The organism is Pseudofulvibacter geojedonensis (genome assembly GCF_042675745.1).
GTDB lineage: Bacteria > Bacteroidota > Bacteroidia > Flavobacteriales > Flavobacteriaceae > Pseudofulvibacter > Pseudofulvibacter geojedonensis.
Map to the genome: position 1 here is coordinate 46,107 of NZ_JBHTJM010000011.1, position 20,855 is coordinate 66,961.

General features: G+C 32.5%; 19 protein-coding genes. 10 read left to right on the forward strand and 9 right to left on the reverse strand.

Annotated elements, in window-relative coordinates; translation table 11 throughout:
• Position 1: 1 nt before the first annotated feature.
• Complete coding sequence (locus ACFQ1O_RS13975; protein WP_377716966.1) at positions 2-1,615, forward strand: OmpA family protein; 1,614 nt, start codon at positions 2-4, stop codon at positions 1,613-1,615.
• A 374-nt stretch (positions 1,616-1,989) separates the two neighbouring features.
• Positions 1,990-2,148 (forward strand): hypothetical protein, encoded by a 159-nt coding sequence (locus ACFQ1O_RS13980; protein WP_377716968.1) that lies wholly within the window; start codon positions 1,990-1,992, stop codon positions 2,146-2,148.
• Positions 2,149-2,236: 88 nt separating this feature from the next.
• Here the strand turns inward: ACFQ1O_RS13980 and murI are convergent, their stop codons facing one another.
• The 9 genes from murI to ACFQ1O_RS14025 form a co-directional block, all read right to left on the reverse strand.
• Positions 2,237-3,025, reverse strand: coding sequence for a glutamate racemase (murI, locus tag ACFQ1O_RS13985; protein WP_377716970.1), 789 nt, complete (start codon positions 3,023-3,025; stop codon positions 2,237-2,239).
• 65 nt (positions 3,026-3,090) lie between these two features.
• A complete protein-coding gene (gene clpX, locus ACFQ1O_RS13990) occupies positions 3,091-4,323 on the reverse strand; it encodes an ATP-dependent Clp protease ATP-binding subunit ClpX (protein ID WP_377716972.1) in 1,233 nt (410 codons plus the stop codon).
• A 20-nt stretch (positions 4,324-4,343) separates the two neighbouring features.
• On the reverse strand, positions 4,344-5,021 hold the full coding sequence (clpP, locus tag ACFQ1O_RS13995; RefSeq protein ID WP_377716974.1) for an ATP-dependent Clp endopeptidase proteolytic subunit ClpP: 678 nt from the start codon (positions 5,019-5,021) through the stop codon (positions 4,344-4,346).
• A 117-nt stretch (positions 5,022-5,138) separates the two neighbouring features.
• Entirely contained in the window at positions 5,139-6,461 is a 1,323-nt protein-coding gene (gene tig / locus ACFQ1O_RS14000) for a trigger factor (protein WP_377716975.1), read from the reverse strand.
• A 161-nt stretch (positions 6,462-6,622) separates the two neighbouring features.
• A complete protein-coding gene (locus ACFQ1O_RS14005; RefSeq protein ID WP_377716977.1) occupies positions 6,623-6,973 on the reverse strand; it encodes a phage holin family protein in 351 nt (116 codons plus the stop codon).
• A gap of 93 nt (positions 6,974-7,066) precedes the next feature.
• A complete protein-coding gene (locus ACFQ1O_RS14010; RefSeq protein ID WP_377716979.1) occupies positions 7,067-8,644 on the reverse strand; it encodes an SGNH/GDSL hydrolase family protein in 1,578 nt (525 codons plus the stop codon).
• Positions 8,645-8,656: 12 nt separating this feature from the next.
• Entirely contained in the window at positions 8,657-9,895 is a 1,239-nt protein-coding gene (locus tag ACFQ1O_RS14015; RefSeq protein ID WP_377716981.1) for an OmpP1/FadL family transporter, read from the reverse strand.
• Between the two features lie 82 nt (positions 9,896-9,977).
• Positions 9,978-10,742: an alpha/beta fold hydrolase gene (locus tag ACFQ1O_RS14020; protein WP_377716983.1), complete on the reverse strand. Its 765-nt coding sequence runs from the start codon at positions 10,740-10,742 to the stop codon at positions 9,978-9,980.
• A complete protein-coding gene (locus ACFQ1O_RS14025) occupies positions 10,743-11,456 on the reverse strand; it encodes a pyridoxine 5'-phosphate synthase (protein ID WP_377716985.1) in 714 nt (237 codons plus the stop codon).
• Between the two features lie 73 nt (positions 11,457-11,529).
• On the opposite strand from ACFQ1O_RS14025, the gene ACFQ1O_RS14030 reads away from it, so the two are divergent.
• The 8 genes from ACFQ1O_RS14030 to ACFQ1O_RS14065 all read left to right on the forward strand — a co-directional run bounded on the left by ACFQ1O_RS14030 (position 11,530) and on the right by ACFQ1O_RS14065 (position 20,842).
• Positions 11,530-12,183, forward strand: a complete 654-nt coding sequence (locus ACFQ1O_RS14030; protein ID WP_377716987.1) for a CBS domain-containing protein — start codon at positions 11,530-11,532, stop codon at positions 12,181-12,183.
• Between the two features lie 5 nt (positions 12,184-12,188).
• Positions 12,189-13,070, forward strand: coding sequence for an NAD kinase (locus ACFQ1O_RS14035; RefSeq protein ID WP_377717486.1), 882 nt, complete (start codon positions 12,189-12,191; stop codon positions 13,068-13,070).
• Positions 13,071-13,164: 94 nt separating this feature from the next.
• Complete coding sequence (gene porG, locus ACFQ1O_RS14040) at positions 13,165-13,863, forward strand: type IX secretion system protein PorG (protein WP_377716990.1); 699 nt, start codon at positions 13,165-13,167, stop codon at positions 13,861-13,863.
• The gene (locus tag ACFQ1O_RS14045) at positions 13,864-14,604 is read left to right on the forward strand and encodes an isoprenyl transferase (protein ID WP_377716993.1); all 741 of its coding nucleotides are present in this window, start codon (positions 13,864-13,866) and stop codon (positions 14,602-14,604) included.
• Positions 14,576-17,131, forward strand: a complete 2,556-nt coding sequence (gene bamA, locus ACFQ1O_RS14050; RefSeq protein WP_377716999.1) for an outer membrane protein assembly factor BamA — start codon at positions 14,576-14,578, stop codon at positions 17,129-17,131. The genes ACFQ1O_RS14045 and bamA overlap by 29 nt, the downstream gene beginning before the upstream one ends.
• A gap of 36 nt (positions 17,132-17,167) precedes the next feature.
• Entirely contained in the window at positions 17,168-17,995 is an 828-nt protein-coding gene (locus ACFQ1O_RS14055; protein WP_377717001.1) for an OmpH family outer membrane protein, read from the forward strand.
• Positions 17,996-18,026: 31 nt separating this feature from the next.
• Complete coding sequence (locus tag ACFQ1O_RS14060; RefSeq protein ID WP_377717006.1) at positions 18,027-18,536, forward strand: OmpH family outer membrane protein; 510 nt, start codon at positions 18,027-18,029, stop codon at positions 18,534-18,536.
• 164 nt (positions 18,537-18,700) lie between these two features.
• Positions 18,701-20,842, forward strand: coding sequence for a M43 family zinc metalloprotease (locus ACFQ1O_RS14065; protein WP_377717008.1), 2,142 nt, complete (start codon positions 18,701-18,703; stop codon positions 20,840-20,842).
• Positions 20,843-20,855: the final 13 nt, after the last annotated feature.

Here is a 20,855-nt window from a genome sequence, read left to right on the forward strand (position 1 = left end):
TATGATGAAGACTACTCTTTTTTCAACTCTATTCTTTTTCTTTAGCTTATTAACATTTGCTCAAGATAACAATCAAAATACAGATACAGAAACTGTCTCTATTAACAATGTTGAAACTCCTGAAGTAACCGTTCTTACAGCTAATTTTCAATTCGATGTTACAGATACTGGTGTAAACTCGAAACAAAATGAATATGGTTCTGGTTTTTTTAAGCAAAAATATATTATTATTTCTGCTAAGAAAATTGGAGGGTTAGGCGGTACAAAAGATCCTTTAACAGGAGAGCCACATACTCAAATTTACTGCTCTACTATCAAAAAGACTGGAAATTTAGATAATCCAACCTTGTACTCACGTATTTTAAATACTCACGATAACGAGGGTAGTATCACATTTACACCAGACGAAAGAACTGTTTATTACACAAGAAGTATTTTAAACGATTCTATTCATAATTACCAATTATTTAGAGCTAGAGATGCTGAAGGAAATGGTCAATGGCTAGGTGAGGAAAAGATAGACCTTAGCTCTAACAATTACAATATCGAAAATCCATATATGACCAATGATGGTAAAAAATTATATTTTACCTCTGACATGCCGGGTGGTTTTGGAGGTTTTGATATTTATTATGCAGATGTAAATGCTGATGGTAGTGTTGGCAAACCTATAAACTTAGGAAAAGGAGTAAATACTCCTAACAACGAAAGGACACCTTATATAGACAGTAAAAACAAATATTTATATTTTGCTTCAGACGGGCACAACACAATAGGTGGTTTAGACGTATTTAGAGCAAGAAATGTAAATGGTACTTTTGTTAGACCTTTAAATTTAGGTCCAACTATTAATAGCGATCAAGATGATTACGCTTTCATGATGGCTAACAGTAAGAGAGGTTATGTAACTTCTGCAAAAGCAAATGGTGTAGGAGGTTCTGATATATACAAAGTAATTTTAAACTATAATAAACAATCTATAAGAGGTACTGTAAAAGATGCGTTAACTAAATTAAACGCCCCTAACACAGTAGTAGAGGTTATAGACCAGGATGGAAATATAATTACAACTAAAAAAGTCGGAAAAGATGCTAAATTTTCTGTTTATGTAGACCCTTACGAAGTATACACTATTCGCTCAAACAAAGAAGGCTATATTGAAAATATTATGGATGTTGAAACCAATTCTGCTACAGATCGCTATTTTGACATTGAAGTAAACCTAGAACAAACTCAGCCTGAAATAGTAGAGGAAGGTGATAAAACAATGATTAAAATAGAAAACATTTATTTTGATTTTGACAGAGCAACTATTAAAGATGATTCTAAAATATCGTTAGATAAAATTGTAAGAGTTTTAGAAGATAATCCTGATATGAAAATTGAGGTAAATGCTCATACAGACATAAGAGGTAGTGCTGCTTATAACTTAGGTTTATCTAAAAGAAGAGCGGCTTCTGCCATGAAATACCTAATCTCTAGAGGTGTTAATGCAGATAGATTAATATCTGAAGGGTTTGGAGAAACTCAAACAATAATTGATTGTATTTCTAAAGAATGTTCTGACGAAGAACATGAACTAAATAGACGTATAGAATTTGTTGTTATTAAATAATCTTTCTTAACAACATTCTTTAAAAAAGGAGATCAATTACTTTGATCTCCTTTTTTTATATCAAACCTAAATCTATTCACTATCAACTATATAGTATTCTTTTTTGAAACATATACATTTCATCGAAAAAAAACAAGAAACGTGCATTTCGTCGATAATATCTACCGTTTATCTTTAGTTAACATTTATTAAGAATTATTGAATGTTTCACAACAAAAAAAGAATATTTCACAACAATATTAACATTACATTAGATTTTACACAACTCAAAAAACATAAGTAGCTGAAAAACAAGATTTAACAGTTTTTATATTCTAATTTATTAACATATGTTTGTCTTATCAAAATAACCCATAATTTTTAAAGACATAAAGATGAAAAAAAGTATAATCGTATTAGGAGCAGTTTCTTTCTTATTAGTATCATGTGGTGGAAGCAGATGGAGTTGTAAAAAACGTTATTGTGCAAATGAAGTTAAAGAAGCTAAGACAGAAGTATTAAACACTCAGCAAACTGCTTTAGTAACTCCTTAATTTTAAGTCCCAAAGAAATACTTTTTAAATATATAAAAAAGGCCTGCTTTACTTAAAGCAGGCCTTTTCATTTTATCTTCATTCACTTTTAAAACTTTAAAAAAGAAATTTGATATTTATTATCAAGAATTGATTTCATTATTTCTACTTCTTTATTATTATAAAACAAATAATTATCATTCAACATCTCAATAGAATCATTCGCTGTTAAATTTTTAGCCTTCAAAACTTTCAATGTTTGTCTAGCTACGGCTTCGCCTGAATCTATAATTTTAACATCTTTAGGTAAGATATTTTTTAACTTAGGTATTAAAAGAGGATAATGGGTACAGCCTAAAACCAAATAATCAATATTATTGGCTAACATAGGTTGCATATAGCTTTCTAACAATTCATCTAACTCTTTACTTAATAAGTTACCCGATTCTATTAACTCAACCAAACCAGCTCCTATTTGCTCAACAATATGTATGTCTTCCGCATACATTTCAGATGTACTATGAAACAACTCGCTACTAAGTGTTCCTTTAGTAGCTAAAACTCCTATAGCTTTTGTTTTGGTTTGCAATGCTGCAGGCTTAATAGCTGGCTCAATTCCTATAAAAGGTACAGAATAATTATCTCTTAAATATGTTATAGCATTAGTTGTAGCGGTATTACAAGCCACCACTATTATTTTACATCCTTTTGAAATTAAAAATTCTGTATTTTTAATGCATAATTCTACAATCTCTTGTTTTGTCTTCTGACCATAGGGAGCATTTATACTATCAGCTAAGTAAATAGTTTTTTCATAAGGCATGAGGCTATGAATTTCTTTCCATATAGAAAGTCCTCCAATTCCTGAGTCAAATATACCAATGGGATGATTATTCATTTATTTACGAACTAAAAAGCCATTGCTTTTGTTTAGCAATGGCTTTAAATATAATATTTCTTAAGTTATGAAACAGCTTTTAACTTATTAAGTGTTGCTTTGGTTAATTTCTTTTCAGCATAATTTTTATCGACCTTTAACTCTTTGTTTTCACTACTAGGCATTTCAAACATAGCATCTGTTAAAATAGATTCACATAATGAACGTAAACCTCTTGCACCTAACTTATATTCTATTGCCTTTTCTACTATGTACTGTAATGCATCATCTGTAATATCAAAAGAAATATCATCCATAGAAAATAACTTCTTGTATTGCTTGATAATTGCATTTTTAGGCTCTGTTAAAATAGCCCTTAAGGTACCAGCATCTAATGGATTCATATGAGTTAAGACTGGTAATCTTCCTATAATTTCAGGAATTAAACCAAAATCTTTTAAATCTCTAGGAATAATGTATTGCAATAAGTTCTCTTCATCTATATTATCTTCACTTTTTGAAGCACTATAACCTACTGCCTGCATATTTAAGCGCTTGGTGATAACGCGTTCAATACCATCAAAAGCCCCTCCTGCTATAAATAAGATATTTTCTGTATTTACTTCTATAAACTTTTGATCTGGATGCTTTCTTCCTCCTTTAGGTGGCACATTAACTACCGTACCTTCTAAAAGCTTTAATAAAGCCTGCTGAACACCTTCTCCAGACACATCTCTGGTTATTGATGGATTATCACTCTTACGAGCAATCTTATCTATCTCATCTATAAAAACAATTCCTTTTTCGGCTTTTTCTAAATTGTAATCGGCAGCTTGTAACAAACGAGTAAGAATTGTTTCTACATCTTCTCCAACATATCCCGCTTCAGTTAAAACTGTAGCATCAACAATTGCCAAGGGTACGTTTAACATTTTTGCTATGGTTTTAGCCATTAACGTTTTTCCGGTACCGGTTTGACCAACCATTACAATATTACTTTTCTGTATTTCTACATCATCATCTGTTACTGGTTGTAACAATCTTTTATAATGATTATAAACAGCTACAGAAAGTACTTTTTTACTGTATTCTTGACCAATAATAAAATCATCTAAAAAAGCTTTTATATCTACCGGTTTACGCAGACTAAGCTCTGCAGATAAAGCATCATCTCCAGTATCTTTAGACTCTTCTAATACAATACCATGAGCTTGTTCTATACACCTATCACATATATGTGCATCTAAACCTGCTATTAATAAACTTGTTTCAGACTTTTTCCTTCCACAAAATGAACATTCTAACTCTTCCTTCGCCATAATTAATTCAGATTTCTCTTTTATTTATCTCTTACCAAGATTTCATCTATCATACCATATTCTTTGGCCTTATCTGCTCTCATCCAATAATCACGGTCTGAATCTTGATAAACCTTATCATAAGACTGTCCAGAATGCTTTGCTATAATTTGATACAATTCTTCTTTTAATATCAATATCTCTCTAGCTGTAATTTCTATATCACTAGCTTGACCTTGAGCTCCTCCTAACGGTTGGTGTATCATTACTCTAGAATGAGATAAACCTGATCGTTTTCCTGCAGAACCTGCACATAAAAGAACTGCTCCCATTGATGCAGCCATACCTGTACAAATTGTAGCTACATCTGGCTTTATAAATTGCATTGTATCATAAATACCTAATCCTGCATACACACTACCTCCTGGAGAATTGATATAAATTTGTATATCTTTAGATGCATCTATACTTTCTAAAAACAATAACTGAGCCTGAATAACATTGGCAACCTGATCATTAATCCCTGTTCCTAGAAAGATAATTCTATCCATCATTAATCGAGAGAATACATCAAAAATTGCTACATTTAGTTGTCTTTCTTCTACAATATTAGGAGTCATTCCTTGCGGATACATACTACTTATAATTTTATCGTAGTACATACTGTTTATTCCCTGATGCTTTATAGCGTATTTTTCAAACTCTTTTCCGTAATCCATATTTTTATAAATTCTTTTATATCTGGTTAATATAAGCTTTTATTCGCTTATTAATATTAAAAAGGCGTTAAAAACTAGTGTTTAAAACGCCTTAAATATAATCAATTTTATCGTTTATTAACTATATACTTCTTTTACAAAAGCTTCGTAGTTTAATTCTTTTACTTTTAAGTTTACATTCTCTTTATAGAAAGCCAATAACTTTTGGCTAACCAATTGTTCTTGTAAACGCTTAACTTCTTCTTGATTAGATAAAACTCTAGCAACTATACCATTTAACTCTTCGTCTGTTGGATTAGTCTGACCAAATTGAGCCATTTGAGCTTTGACCATATCTTTAGCATAAGCTTTTAAGTCTTCAAACTGAACTTGAATATCGTTATCTTTTAATAATTTACCTTCTATAAGTTGATAACGCAATCCTTTCTCTGCTTTTTGATACTCTTCTTTAGCTTCTTCTTCTGTTAATGGGTTTTCACCTGCTACTCTTAACCACTTTTCTAAGAAAGCTTGAGGTAAATCAAACTTTGTATTCTCTACTAAGTACTCCGTTACATCATTTAACAAGCGCTGATCTGCTTGTTGAGCAAATTGTTTAGCAGCATCTTCTTTTAAACGGTCTTTTAACTCTTCTTCTGAACTAACAGCATTTGGCCCAAACAACTTATCAAAAAACTCTTGATTCATTTCAGCTAATTCTCTAGTATTAACTTCTGTTATTTCAAAAGAAACTTCTATTTCTAAGCCTTGAGCATCCTCATGAGAAACTTTTAAGAAACTCATTAAATCATGATCTTCGTTAAATAAGTTTTTGGTCTTTAAGTTTAATACATCACCAACTTTAGCTCCTAAAAACTTATCGCTATTACGCTTACCTTTAATTTTATCTAAAGAAAAAGTAGTTGTATTCTCAATTCCTTTTTCTACACTCTTAAAAACACCTGTAATTTCTGTTTCAGTTGTTACCTCTTCGGCTGGAGAAATTTTACCGTACTGCTTTCTGATGTTTTCTATTTGGTTATTTATAGTCTCGTCATCAGCAACGATATTATATTGAGTAATTGCCTTTTTATTCTTTAAGTCTATATCGAATTCTGGCGCCAAACCTAATTCAAACTCAAAAGAAAAATCTTCTGCATCCCAATTAAAATCATCTTGTTCTTTAGGTAACGGATTTCCTAATAAATCTATTTTTTCTTCAACTAAAAATTTGTTTAAGTTTTCTTGTAATAGTTTATTAACCTCATCTACCAATACTGCTTTACCATATTGCTTTTTCACCATTCCCATTGGCACATGTCCTTTACGGAAACCTGGTATATTAGCTTGCTTACGATAATCTGTTAGCACTTTTTCAACTTTCTCTTGATAATCAGTCTTATCAATTGCTACTGTAACTACTGCATTAAGTGCATCAATGTTTTCTCTTGTAATATTCATTGTTTATCTATTAAATAGGTAAAATTTAGGAGTGCAAAAGTAATACATTTTTACAACCTAACAAATTTTTGATTCCCTGCAACAGAATTCATAATCAGATATTTACCTGAATTTTATAAATTATTTTATATTTATTAATCTAAATGTTATTATTTACCTACTTAGCTTTTCTTATCTTCTTTTACTAATTTATGTAAAATAGATTGTGAAATAGACAGTAACACACTAAACACAATTGCCGGAAGCAACCCAGAAACAGTAAACCCGCTAACAAAATAACCAGCTAACATTACAATTATTGCATTAATAACCAACAAAAATAAACCCAATGTTACAATAGTAACCGGTATAGTTAGCACTACTAAAACAGGTCTAATTATTGTATTTAGAAAACCTAATAATACTGCAACAACAACTGCAGATATATAGCTACTTACAGTTATACCTGGCAAAATATGCGCCAAAACAAAAACTGCTAAGGCAGATAATAATATTCTTAGTATATAATTCATTATTCTTTATTTAGCTACACCACCAAAACTATACCAACAAAAAAAACGCTGCCAGTCTGGCAGCGTTTTTTATTTATTTTAAAAACTACAATACTACTCAAAGAATATTGAAGTATACTCTCCAGGATTAACCATTGGTATATTAGCGTTAAACTCTGCATTAACAACATCAATAATCTTGTTAGCAATCACAGCATATCCCTGAGCTGTTGGATGCACACCATCTAAAGAAAAAGCTCCTCCGGTAGCATATGTTGAAAACAAAGTACCTCCGTTATAAGATATTCCGCTAGTATTTAATGTGTTTAAATGTGAAGCCATATCTACTAAAACTACATTATTATTTGCAGCCGCAATAGCCGAAATAGATGCATTATACTGATTTTGTGCAGTCGCTATAGCATTTTGCTCCGAAGGAATTAATACATATTTATCCTCTAAAGGAACCCCCACTCCAATTACTGAGGCTGGGTTATTATCATCTGCTAATGTCCCTAACACCGTTCTTGAAGGAAGTACCAATAAATCTTCTGGAGTAGCTGGCCTTAACTTCTTTAACAACTCTGCCAGCGGCTCTGGAACACCATTAGCTTCCAATTGTGGCTTTATGTCTGTAAGTGTTTCATCTACTATCAAAGCTGGGTTTTGCCCCGCTGAAAAAGAAACCATTCTAGCTGCTGCCTCTTGAGAAGAGATTACAGTTGCTTGAGCTAAACCTCCTAAAATTAAATTGTAACCAGAATACGATGAATTTGTAGCATCTGCGGTTGCCTGATCCATTGGAATTGCATTGTAAGGAACTGTAGTAAAATAAGGAATATCTGTAACACTTGGTATATTACACACCACACCTTTAACATCATTAGTTCCAGCAGCTGTTAAACCATTTATCATGTTCTGAATAGAACCCGCTACTACATTAGAATGAGATATATCATTACTTCCATAAGTAGCAGCATTCATATTTCCTGCAGCATTTTGATCTACTCCAACACCTCCAGAAGTCGCAAAACTTAAAATATCGTTATTTCCAATCCAAAGAGAAAAGAAAGTTGGATTTTGGGCTAAAGCATCTCCAAAAACTGTAGCCGATGGTGAACTAGCAAAACGCACATAATAAGGGTTTGCCGTTCCTGCTACTAACCCTCCTGGGTTACCATAACCACTTGCTGGGTTATTAGGATCTGTAGGTGCTACTAAATGAAAAGATTTAGCTCCTGGAACCCCCATGTTATTAAAAGGACCTGATAACACTGTTGTGGTTTCTGTAGTTGAAGCTCCATTAACCCAAACAGGAGATGATTGCCCATTTAAAACTAATCTTGGAGGAAATTGATTTGTAGCTGGATTATTAGGATCTGCTAAAACCGGAGATCCCCCTATAAGTAACCCTCCTATGTTATCATTCATTAAAGGTTGTGTAAAATCTCCACCTCCTACTAATGAAAATTGACCAGCTAATATATTTGGGAATGAATTTTCTTGCCCATGAATATACAAAGCTCCATCTGCAAAACCAGATGTTAGTGAATTACCAATAGAAACAAATTTAGAGAAATCTGCATCACCTGCAGTAAAAGTTGCTTGATTATCGCTAATCGTATTATCGAATTCTGGCTCACAGGCTATCAAACCTAAAGCCGCTATTGCTATATATGATAGTTTTTTCATATTCTTCTTTTATTATAATTTGTAAGACACTCCAATACCAGGTGCAAATACACTAGACTTATACGTTCCTCCAAAAGAAGAAAACGTTCCATTTCCGTTATCAATATAATCGTAAGAATTATCTATTTCTTTAAAGTGTAAATACAAGAAAGATGCATCTATAGATAATTTATCATTTACATGGTAAGACAACCCTGCAGTATAACCTACAGAATCGTTACGTGGTGTCTCTGGAGCAAAGTATCCATCTTGAACTGGCGATTCATCAAAATAAATTCCACCTCTAACAGTGAACTTTTTATGTGCCTCGTACTGTAACCCGAATCTATAAGTACTAGAATCTTTATAGTTTCTTAAATTAGTAGAAGTTCCTGCTGCATTATCAAATTCAACAACTAAAGCCTCATATTCACTCCATTGAGCAAAATTATAATCGAAAGCAAATAAGAACTTATCACAGAACTTATATGAAAGCCCTATTGTTACTTCTGCAGGTAAAGGTAACTCTGCATCAAATTTACCGTCTGGTAAGATTGCTATATTTTCGAAATCTGCATCTCCATCTTCTGCCTCCATGATAACTTTAGATCGATAATTAAATCCAATGTTCAATTTTTCTGTAGGCTTTAACATTAACCCCACATTATAACCCCAAGCTGTAATACCTGTCTTTTCGATAGTTACATTAGATCTTCCTCCAGTTCCAACAGAGGTAGTTCCTGTATTTAAATTTCTATTAAATTCAACTGAACCATTAACCCAAATAGGTCCACCTCCAACACTTAAATAGTCATTAACTTTTAACGATATTGTTGGTTGAACAAAAATAGCCTTAAGATTAATGTTATTTACTAAATGAGAACCAGCCCAATCTTTTTCCCATTCTACTCTACTTCCATAAGGAGTATACACAGCAATACCGGCTGTTAACCAATCATTGATTTTATATGAAGCATATAAATTTAATGGCGTACCTAAAGGACTATCAGTCTCTGCTTCATAACTATCTCCAATGTTTTGAAACTTAACAGTTGAAAAGATAGCACTACCACCTATAGAAACATTTAATTTACCGTCTAGGTATGATAATCCTGCTGGATTAAAAAATGCTGACTCTGCACTGCTAATCACAGCAACACCTGTATGCCCCATGGCTAACTGTTTTTGACCTTGAATAGACACTCTATACCCTCCGGCATACAATGATGATCCTACAAGAAAAAACAGCACAAATGATAATAATTTCCTCATAATTGTTTTGTTTGTTTTCTAAAAAAAAGTTTAAAATTGATTGTGTTTATTACTATGCAAACATAGCAATATTACGATTTTTTTAACAGAATTGCATTACTTTTTCATAAAATTCAAGAGGCTTTTCTGCATGAAGCCAATGACCTGCGCCTTGAATCGTAGCTATTTCAGCTTGTAAAAAACTGCGTTCAATCTCTATTTCATCGCTAGAATTAATATAATTAGAATTTCCTCCCTTTAAAAACAATACTGGTTTATTAAAGAACTTATCTACTTCAAAAGTTTTTATCACTTCCTCATATCTATTAATCAAAACTGGTAAATTAAAGCGATAAGCTAATTCCGTTTTTTCTTTTCTATAAACGTTTTTCATTAAAAATTGAACCACACCAGCATCTTTAATGTATTCTTTTAAAACAACTTCTATTTCCTTTCTAGACTTTTGAATTGAAAAATCTACTTCGGATAATGCTTTTAAAATATATTGATGGTGTGCCGGATATACTTTTGGAGCTATATCTGCTACAATTAACTTACTTACTAAATCAGGGTATTCTAAAGCAAACTGCATTACGGTTTTCCCCCCCATTGAATGCCCCAAAAGAATACAATTTTTTAATTGATGAAAATCTATGTATTGCTTTAAATCTTGAACAAGTACATCATAAGAAAAATCCTCGTGATGAAAACTCCTTCCATGATTTCGCTGATCTATTAAATGCACCTGAAAATTTTCTAAAAATTTATTACCTAAGGTTTTCCAGTTATCTGACATACCCAAAAAACCATGTAAGATTAATAACGGTTGTCCTTCTCCTAAAATTTTTGAATGTAAAACTGGATTCATTTACTTTAATTTATTCAAGTACATACTTACCACATTTTCTATACCCAAATAAATTGACTCAGATATAAGTGCATGACCGATAGACACTTCTAGTAAACCCGGTATATTTTCCTTAAAAAACTTAATATTTTCCAAACTTAAGTCATGACCTGCATTTACACCTAAACCTAATTCATTAGCCAACTCTGCACATTTTACATAGGGCTCAATTGCCAACTTATTCCCTTTAGCATATTGTTCAGCAAACTCTTCTGTATACAATTCAATCCTATCAGCTCCAGTTAGTTTTGCCCCCTCTATAATCTTCAAGTCTGGATTGGTAAAAATAGAAGTTCTTATTCCATTTCTTTTGAATTCAGATATTACCTCTATTAAGAAGTCTTTGTGTTTTATTGTATCCCATCCCGCATTAGATGTAATAGCATCAATACTATCAGGCACCAAAGTTACCTGAGTTGGTTTAGTTTCTAACACCAAATCTATAAACTTTGGTATAGGATTACCTTCTATATTGTATTCAGTTGTAACAACTGAAACTAAGTCTCTTGTATCTTGATAACGTATATGACGCTCATCTGGCCTTGGATGAACTGTAATCCCTTCTGCTCCAAATCTTTGAACATCTTGAGCTACTTTTAATAAATTAGGCACATTACCTCCCCTAGAATTTCTTAAGGTAGCTATTTTATTTATGTTTACACTAAGTTTTGTCATCTGCTTAAAATTGAGCTACAAATGTAATCCTTAATTGCTATATTTTATTTAATTTGCAGTATAATTTCTAATTATGAATCTAAGCGAATTTATTATAAATGATGTACCTCCGGTTGATATAAATCAACCGATTAATCATATTCAAAAATCTTTTAACCAACTAACTTATTCGCATATACCTGTAGAACAAAACGGTCGTTTTATTGGTTGTATTTCTGAAAATGACACTCATTGCTTAGATGCCAACAAAACAATTGAAGAATACCTGTACACTATAGAACGTTTTTTTGTTTCACCTCACACCAATTGGCTTGATGTATTAGAGGCTTTTGCTCAAAACGCCAGTAACATTATGCCTGTTTTAAAAGAAGACAAGTATATTGGATATTATGAACTTAAAGACATTATTAGTCTTTTTGACCAGACACCATTCTTCTATGAAGCTGGAGCTGTACTTATTGTTCAGAAAGGTGCTAAAGATTATTCTTTTAGTGAAATTTCTCAAATAGTCGAATCTAACAACGTTAAGCTTTTAGGAGCTTTTATTACAAAATACGACAACGACCTCGTTCAAATAACTTTAAAGATATCCAACTCTGGTTTATCTGAAATTATGCAAACTTTTAGACGTTATAGTTACGATGTAATAGCTGGTCATGAAGAAGACAGTTATATAGAAAGTTTAAAAGATCGCTCTGAATATTTACGCAAATACTTAAATATTTAATCATGATTAAAGTAGCTGTTTTTGGTCAGTTTGACAATAATTTCCCCAAAGAGCACGTGTCTTTAGTTATTAATCATTTACTAAAACACAATCTAGAAATATATTTAGAATCTAAGTGTGCAGAAAAAATAAAAGAGATTTTCTCTAACTCGTTTGCCACTTTTTCTTCTCATCTAGATTTAGATAATAGTTTTGATTTTTTAATTAGCATTGGTGGTGACGGCACCATTCTAAGAGCTTTATCTTTTATTAGAGACCTTAATATTCCCATAATTGGTGTCAACTCTGGAAGACTAGGTTTCTTAGCCACTATACAAAAAGAAAATATAGAAAAATCTTTAAACAACATACTTAACAACCAGTATACTATTTCTGAAAGAAGTATACTTGCTTTAGAAACTTTAACTCCTCTTAACGAAAATGAAGATCCGTTTAATTATGCATTAAACGAAATTGCAGTAAGTAGAAAAAATACCACCTCTATGATAACTGTAAAAACATTCTTGAACTCACAACATTTAACATCCTATTGGGCAGACGGACTAATTGTTGCTACACCCACTGGGTCTACCGGATATTCATTAAGTTGCGGAGGCCCTGTTATATCTCCTAGTGCCAAAAGCTTTGTATTAACCCCAATTGCACCGCACAACCTAAATGCAAGACCTCTAGTTATTCCAGACGATACAACTATTACACTAAAAGTAAGTGGCCGAGAAGAGTTTCATTTAGTATCATTAGATTCAAGAATACTAACTGTTAAAAACGAAACAGAATTAATCATTAAAAAAGCCCCATTTACTATTAAAATGATTACCCCAAAAGGTGAAAATTTTTTAAAAACATTACGAAACAAACTATTGTGGGGAGAAGACAAAAGAAATTAATACAATAAAAAGTTTATAATCTTGTTTTATACAGATAAAACTTATCATTGTGGAGCCATCATTTTTATTATATTTGCATTCTTTTACAAAAACCATGCAACGTCTAACCTTATTTATTACATTAATATTCAGCGGTATATCTTTTGCACAGATTCATGAGGTTGGTTTATATTTAGGAGGTACCAATGCAATTGCTGATGTTGGAGCTGCAAAATATATAAACCCTAACGATATTGCTTTTGGTGGTATTTATAAATGGAATAGAAGTCCAAGACATTCATACCGTTTTACAGCAATTTACGCCAATATAAAGGATGATGATGCCAACTCTTCTGATCCTAGAAGAAAAATACGAAACTTATCTTTTGAAAATACTATTAAAGAATTATCGGCTGGTTTAGAATTTACTTTTTGGGATTTTGACTTGCATGACAAACATCATTCTTTTGTAAAAACCACACCTTATCTTTATACCGGTATTTCTTATTTCCAGTACGATGCCCTTGTACTAGAAAATGGTTCTATTGAAAAATACAATACTCATAGCACATTTGCTATACCAATGTCTTTAGGGATTAAAACATCCTTATCTAGGAGGTTTATTTTAGCTTTCGAGATAAGCGCAAGATACTCTTTTACCGACGACCTAGATGGGAGCAACCCTGTTAGAGACAAAGAAGAATTTGAATCTTTAAAGTTTGGTAACATCAACAGTAATGACTGGTATGTTTTTACTGGCTTTACTTTAACTTATACTTTTGGCGAAAACCCATGCTTTTGTAAATACGAATAAATGGAACTACTAGATCAACTTGACAAAAATCGTATTCCAAACCATATTGCTATAATAATGGATGGCAATGGTAGATGGGCTAAAAAAAGAGGACTTTTGCGAGTACTAGGACACGAAAAAGGAGCTAATGCCGTTAAAGAAGCTATAAAAGGAGCTGGAGAAGCAGGTATAAAACACCTAACACTTTATGCTTTTTCTACTGAAAACTGGAACCGTCCAAAAGAAGAAGTAGATAAACTAATGAATTTATTGGTTTCTTCACTAAAAAAAGAATTCAAAACACTTAATAAAAATAAGATTAGGTTAAATGCTATTGGCAACCTACACGAGTTACCTCAAAAAGCTCAAAATGAATTAAAAGAAGTCATAGAAAAGACCAAAAATAATGAAAACCTCACTTTAACTTTGGCTTTAAGCTATGGTTCTAGAGCAGAACTTCTAAATTCTGTTAAGAATATTGCTACTAAAGTTAAAAATAACATAATTTCTGTCGAAAATATTGACGAATCAATTATTAATGAGCATCTTTACACGCAAAATTTACCAGATGTAGATTTACTTATTAGAACCAGTGGTGAACAACGTATAAGTAACTTCTTGTTATGGCAAATAGCATATGCCGAATTATATTTTACTGATATACTTTGGCCAGATTTTAAAAAAGAGCACCTTTTTAAGGCGCTTATAAATTATCAAAATAGAGAAAGACGATTTGGAAAAACAAGTGAACAACTTAAGTAAGAAACTTAGCTTTTTATTTATTCTATTTGTTTTAGGTGCATCTGTTCATGCACAAGAAGGCAACTATACACCAGGATCTAAATATATAATTGAAGATATAACTGTTTCCGGAAACGCAAGCTTTAATAAGCAAACCATTGTTACCTACTCTGGATTAAGAAAAGGGCTAAGCCTTGTTGTTCCGGGAGAAAAAACAAGTAATGCCATTAAAAAACTATGGTCTTCTAACCTTTTTAGCAACGTAAACATCTATGTAACAAAAGTAGACGGAAATGCTATTTATTTAGATATTGAAGTTACTGAATTACCGACTTTAAACGAAGTTAAAATAACGGGGATTAAAAAAGGAAAACACGATGATATTATCAAAGAAAACAACCTAAAAAAGGGAACACGTGTTACAGAAAACCTTTTAACAACCACCAAAAATTACTTAGAAAATAAATATGCTAAAGAAGGTTATTTAAAAAGCAAAGTTTATTTAAACCCTGTAACTACAAAAGATTCTACTGGCAAAGAACTGGTAAATTTAGTAGTTAATATTGATCGTGGTGATAAAGTAAAAATAAAAAACATCAACTTTTCTGGTAACGAAAGTTTTGCTAGCTCTAAACTAAAAGGAGCTATGAAAAACACTAAACAACGCAACCCAATTAGAATCTTTAAGAGGTCTAAATTTATTGAGAAAGATTACCAGGAAGACTTAAAAAAAATTGAGGCTAAATACAAGGAAAGCGGATTTAGAGACATTAAAGTTACCAGTAGTGACCCTACCTATAATGAAGACGAAACTATTTCTTTAAATATTGACATCAAAGAAGGTAAAAAATATTACATAGGTGATATTAATTTTACCGGAAACACCGTTTACCCTGACAAATTTTTAAGGCAAAAATTAGGTCTATACAAAGGCGACATATACAATGGTGTTTTACTTGAAAAGCAAATTGCAGATGCATCAGATCCAGATGCAGATGACTTAACAAACTTATACCAAAACAATGGGTATTTATTCTCTAATATTGTACCAGTTGAAGTGGGCGTTAGAAACGACACTATCGATTTCGAGATAAGAATTTCTGAAGGTAAATTAACACACTTTAAAAACATATCGGTTGTTGGTAATGATAAAACTAACGATCATGTTATATACAGAGAATTAAGAACCAAACCTGGTCAAGTTTATAGCAAACAAAAAATTGTTCGTAGTTTACGTGAATTAGGACAATTAGGTTTCTTTGACGCTGAACAGCTTTCTCCTAATATCAAAAACCCAAATCCTAATGAAGGTACAGTTGACGTTGAGTATTCTGTGGTTGAAAAAGGATCTAGTCAAGTTGAATTACAAGGTGGATTTGGTGGAGGTGGATTCATTGGTACTTTAGGTCTATCATTTAACAACTTCTCTATTAGAAATATCTTTAACAAAGAAGCATATAAGCCACTACCAATGGGTGACGGGCAAAGATTGTCCTTAAGAGCTCAAGCTAGTAGATTTTTTCAAACATATAGCTTTTCATTCTCTGAGCCATGGCTTGGAGGAAGAAGACCTCAACAATTTTCTGTTTCACTATCTCAAACCAGTCAGTTTAGATTCGATCCTGTAGCTAGAGATGTAGATAGAGATCAACGTTTTTTAATTACTGGTGTTACAGTAGGTTTAGCTAGACGATTACAAGTACCTGACGATTACTTTACACTTAGCACTGCTGTTTCCTTTCAGCATTATAATTTAAAGAACTACCAAACAGGTATTTTTCAAAATATTAGTAATGGTTTTTCTAACAACTTAGCCTTTACAGTAGGTTTATCTAGAAACAGTTTATCTATCAACCCTATTTTCCCTACTGCAGGTTCTAAGTTTGGAGTAACCGGAAAATTTAGTATTCCTTACTCTTTATTTAATGGTGTAGATTATGCAGATTTAGAGCGTCAAAGAGAAATTGCTGTTGAAGATAACAACAGAAATGCTCTAGCTAGAATAGATCAAGAAAAATACAAATGGTTAGAGTTTTACAAAATTAAATTCGACGGAGATTGGTATAATACCTTATACAAAAAATTAGTCTTACGTTCTAATATGCAATTTGGGTTCTTAGGAGCTTATAACAATGATAGAGGTATCATTCCTTTCGAGCGTTTCTTTGTTGGAGGTGATGGTTTAGGAGCTTTTAGTTTAGATGGTAGAGAAGCTGTTGGCTTAAGAGGTTATCCAAACCAATCATTATCTAGCACAGATGGAGGAACCATTTTTAACAAATTCTCTTTAGAACTAAGACACCCAATTACTATGAATCCATCTGCTAGTATATTTGCTCTAGCTTTTATGGAAGGAGGTAATTCATATAATACTTTTTCAGATTATAATCCATTTGACATTTATCGTTCAGCTGGAGCAGGAATTCGTATATTTATGCCAGCCTTTGGATTATTGGGTATCGATTTTGGTTACGGATTTGACACTTTACCAGGTCAACCAAAACGTAACGGTTGGGAAACTCACTTTATCTTAGGTCAGCAATTTTAAATTTTGGCACGATATTTTCAATTAACCTTTTAGATTATGAAAACAAAAGTTCTTTTTATTCTTTTTTTACTTACTACAACTGTAAGTGTAAAGGCTCAACGAAGTAATATTAGATTAGGATATATTGATACAGAATATATTTTAGAAAATATTCCAGAGTATCAAGAAGCACTTTCGCAGTTAGACAAAAAGGTACAGAAGTGGAAAAGTGAAATTGACTTAAAACTTCGTAATATTGAAAAGAAAAAAGAAGACTTAAGAAACGAACGTGTTTTATTAACTAAAGAATTAATAGAAGAAAAAGAAGAAGAAATTGCAATAGAAGAGGCAGAAATTTTTGACTATCAACAAAAACGATTTGGACCAAATGGCGACTTAATTATTCAAAAAAAGACATTAATTCAGCCAGTACAAGACCAAGTTTTAACAGCTGTGCAAGAATTGGCTAAAGCTAAGAAATACGATTTTATATTCGATAAATCTGCAGACATAGTAATGCTGTATTCTAACAAAAGACATGATTTAAGCGATTATATAGTTAGAAGTATTACTAGAGCTGCAAAAAGAAAGCAAGCTAAAAACAGAAAGTCTAAAAAAAATGCAGAAGAAGAAGATGTGATACCTGTTATCAACAAAGAAAAAGATGAAAGACAACGCATATTAGACGAAAAGAAAGCGAAAAGACAAAAAGAATTAGAGGAAAGAAAAAAGAAAGCTTTAGAAGCAAGGGAAGCGAAAAGAAAGGCTTTTGAAGAAAGAAGAAAAAAACTGTTGGAAGAAAGAGAAGCTAAAAAGAATAAAAATTCCAACTCATCTCCTCAAGCCCCAGCAGAAGAGAATAACGAAGAAAACGAACCTAAATAAATAAAATTTAACAATAATTAATACCAAGAAGATGAAGAAAATTAAAACTCTTTTATTAGCAGCTGTAACATTTTTAGGAGCTGTTAGCATGACTCAAGCACAAAGTAAAGTTGCACATATTGATACGCAAAAGTTAATTGCTGATATGCCAGCTATGAAAGCTGCTCAAAATCAATTAGAAAAGTTGCAAAAAACTTATGAAGCAGACATACAAACTATGGCTACAGAGCTTCAAAATAAAATGAAACAGTACCAAGCTGAAGCAGCTACAAAAACAGATGCCGAAAATCAAAAGCGTGGTGCAGAAGTTCAAGGAATGCAAGATAACATTTTAAAATATCGCCAGAACGCAGAACAAGAAATGGGTAAAAAACAAGAAAACTTGATTAAGCCTATTATGGAAAAAGCTCGTTTAGCTATCCAAAAAGTAGCAAGAGCAAAAGGTTATCAATATGTAATCGATGCTACTGCTGGTTCTGGACTAATTTTAGCAGACGGACCAGATTTAACTGCAGATGTAAAAAAAGAACTGGGTATGTAATTACCTAAATATCAAAAACATATAAAACCCAGCAAACCATTGTGTTTGCTGGGTTTTTTAGTTATCTTACATTACTATCAATAATTTTTCTCACAAATAATTATTTGTACTTATATTTTTTTGTAGTATATTACCTACCTATTAACCAAAAATAATTATTAATTATGAGAAAAATTGTACTTATTCTATGCTTATTTATTGCTAGTATAGGAATAGCACAACAGCGTAACTGTGCTTCTATGGAAAACCTGGAATACAGAGAAGCAAATGACCCTGGGCTGAAACAACGAATGGCTAACATTGAAGCTTTTACCAAGCAGCATATTCAAAACACACCCGCAAGTCAAAAAATTAATGGAGATATCATAACCATTCCAGTTGTAGTACATGTTATTTACAACAGTGCTAAAACCGAAGAAAACATCAGTGACGCACAAATTCAATCTCAAATAGATGTATTGAATGAAGATTTTAGACGTACTAATAGTGATGCAGACAATACTTGGTCTCAAGCAGCAGACACTCAAATAGAGTTCTGTTTAGCATCTGTAGACCCTAACGGTAATGCTACTAACGGTATAACACGTAAGTCATCAAGCAAAGCATCTTGGGGTACATCTGATGACATGAAGAAAGCCTCACAAGGAGGAGTAAATCCATGGAATACTGCAGAGTATTTAAATATGTGGGTTTGTAATATTGGTGGTGGTATTTTAGGATATGCACAATTCCCAGGTGGTAGCGCTGCAACAGATGGTGTTGTAATGAGTCCACAATATTTTGGTAGCAAAAACAAAGGTACTGGATTTTATTTGGCAGCAAATTTTGATTTGGGTAGAACTACAACTCATGAAGTTGGTCATTATTTAAACTTAAGACATATTTGGGGTGATGGACCATGTGGTTCTGACGATTTTGTGTCTGACACTCCTGAATCTGATGCCGCTAATTACGGATGTGCTACAGGTCATTCATCATGTGGATCTACAGATATGGTACAAAACTATATGGATTATAGTAATGATTCATGTATGAACTTATATACTCAAGGGCAGAAAGACAGAATGAGAGCTGTATTAGCTCCAGGAGGATCAAGAAGAGCTTTAGCTTTATCAGACAAATGTGGGGCTGCTCCAACACCAACATGTACTGACGGAATTCAAAATGGAGATGAAACTGGTGTAGATTGCGGTGGTTCTTGTGCTCCTTGTAATACTCCTCCAACTTGTACTGATGGAATTCAGAATGGAGATGAAACTGGTGTAGACTGTGGTGGTTCTTCATGTGAGCCTTGTCAGACTGGATGTAATGAAAATGAAGTAATTGTAAAAATAACTTTTGATAACTATCCAGAAGAAACTAGCTGGGAAATTAAAAATGATAGTGGAACAGTTGTAGCATCTAAATCATACTCTTCTTCTAACCCTGATGGTTCAACAGTAGAAGAAAAGTATTGCTTACCAAATGATTGTTATACTTTTACGATAAAAGATGCTTACGGAGATGGAATATGCTGTTCATACGGAAATGGTTCTTATACCGTTACTGGGCCTAATGGCGTAATTAAATCAGGTGGATCATTTACATCTTCAGAAGCTACTAACTTCTGTTTTGGTACAACAGCTCCAACTTGTTCAGACGGAATTCAAAATGGAGATGAAACTGGTGTAGATTGTGGTGGTTCTTGTGCTCCTTGCCAGCCTACATGTTCTGATGTTAAACTAAGACTTAAATTTGATAATTATCCAGAAGAAACTAGCTGGGAAATTAAAAACAATAGTGGTACTGTAGTAGCATCTGGAGGAACATACGCGAATCAAGCTGATGGAAGTATCTTGAATATTACTGAATGCTTACCTGCAGGTTGCTATTCTTTAGTTATGAAAGATGCTTATGGTGACGGAATGTGCTGTAGTTATGGTAACGGTTCGTTTAGACTTACTAATGTGTCTACTGGTGCTGTTTTAGCTTCAGGTGCTTCATTTAATTCTACTATAACCAAAAACTTCTGTATAGGAACAACTAGAAATGATATGTTACTTACTGAAGAAGCTCCTACATCTAGAAAAGCATTTGGTATTAAACTGTTCCCGAACCCAGTTAGCGAAGGAACTCTAAATATTGTGAAAGAAAGCGACCATAATGCTAGCTATAAAATTGTAAACCATATTGGACAAGAATTATTGTCTGGAGAAATCAAGGATATGAAATCGAGTATAAATGTTAACCAATTAAAAACTGGTGTATACTTTATTTCTATCTCAACTTCAAAAGAAACAATAACTAAACAATTTATTAAGCGCTAATAACTAACCAAGC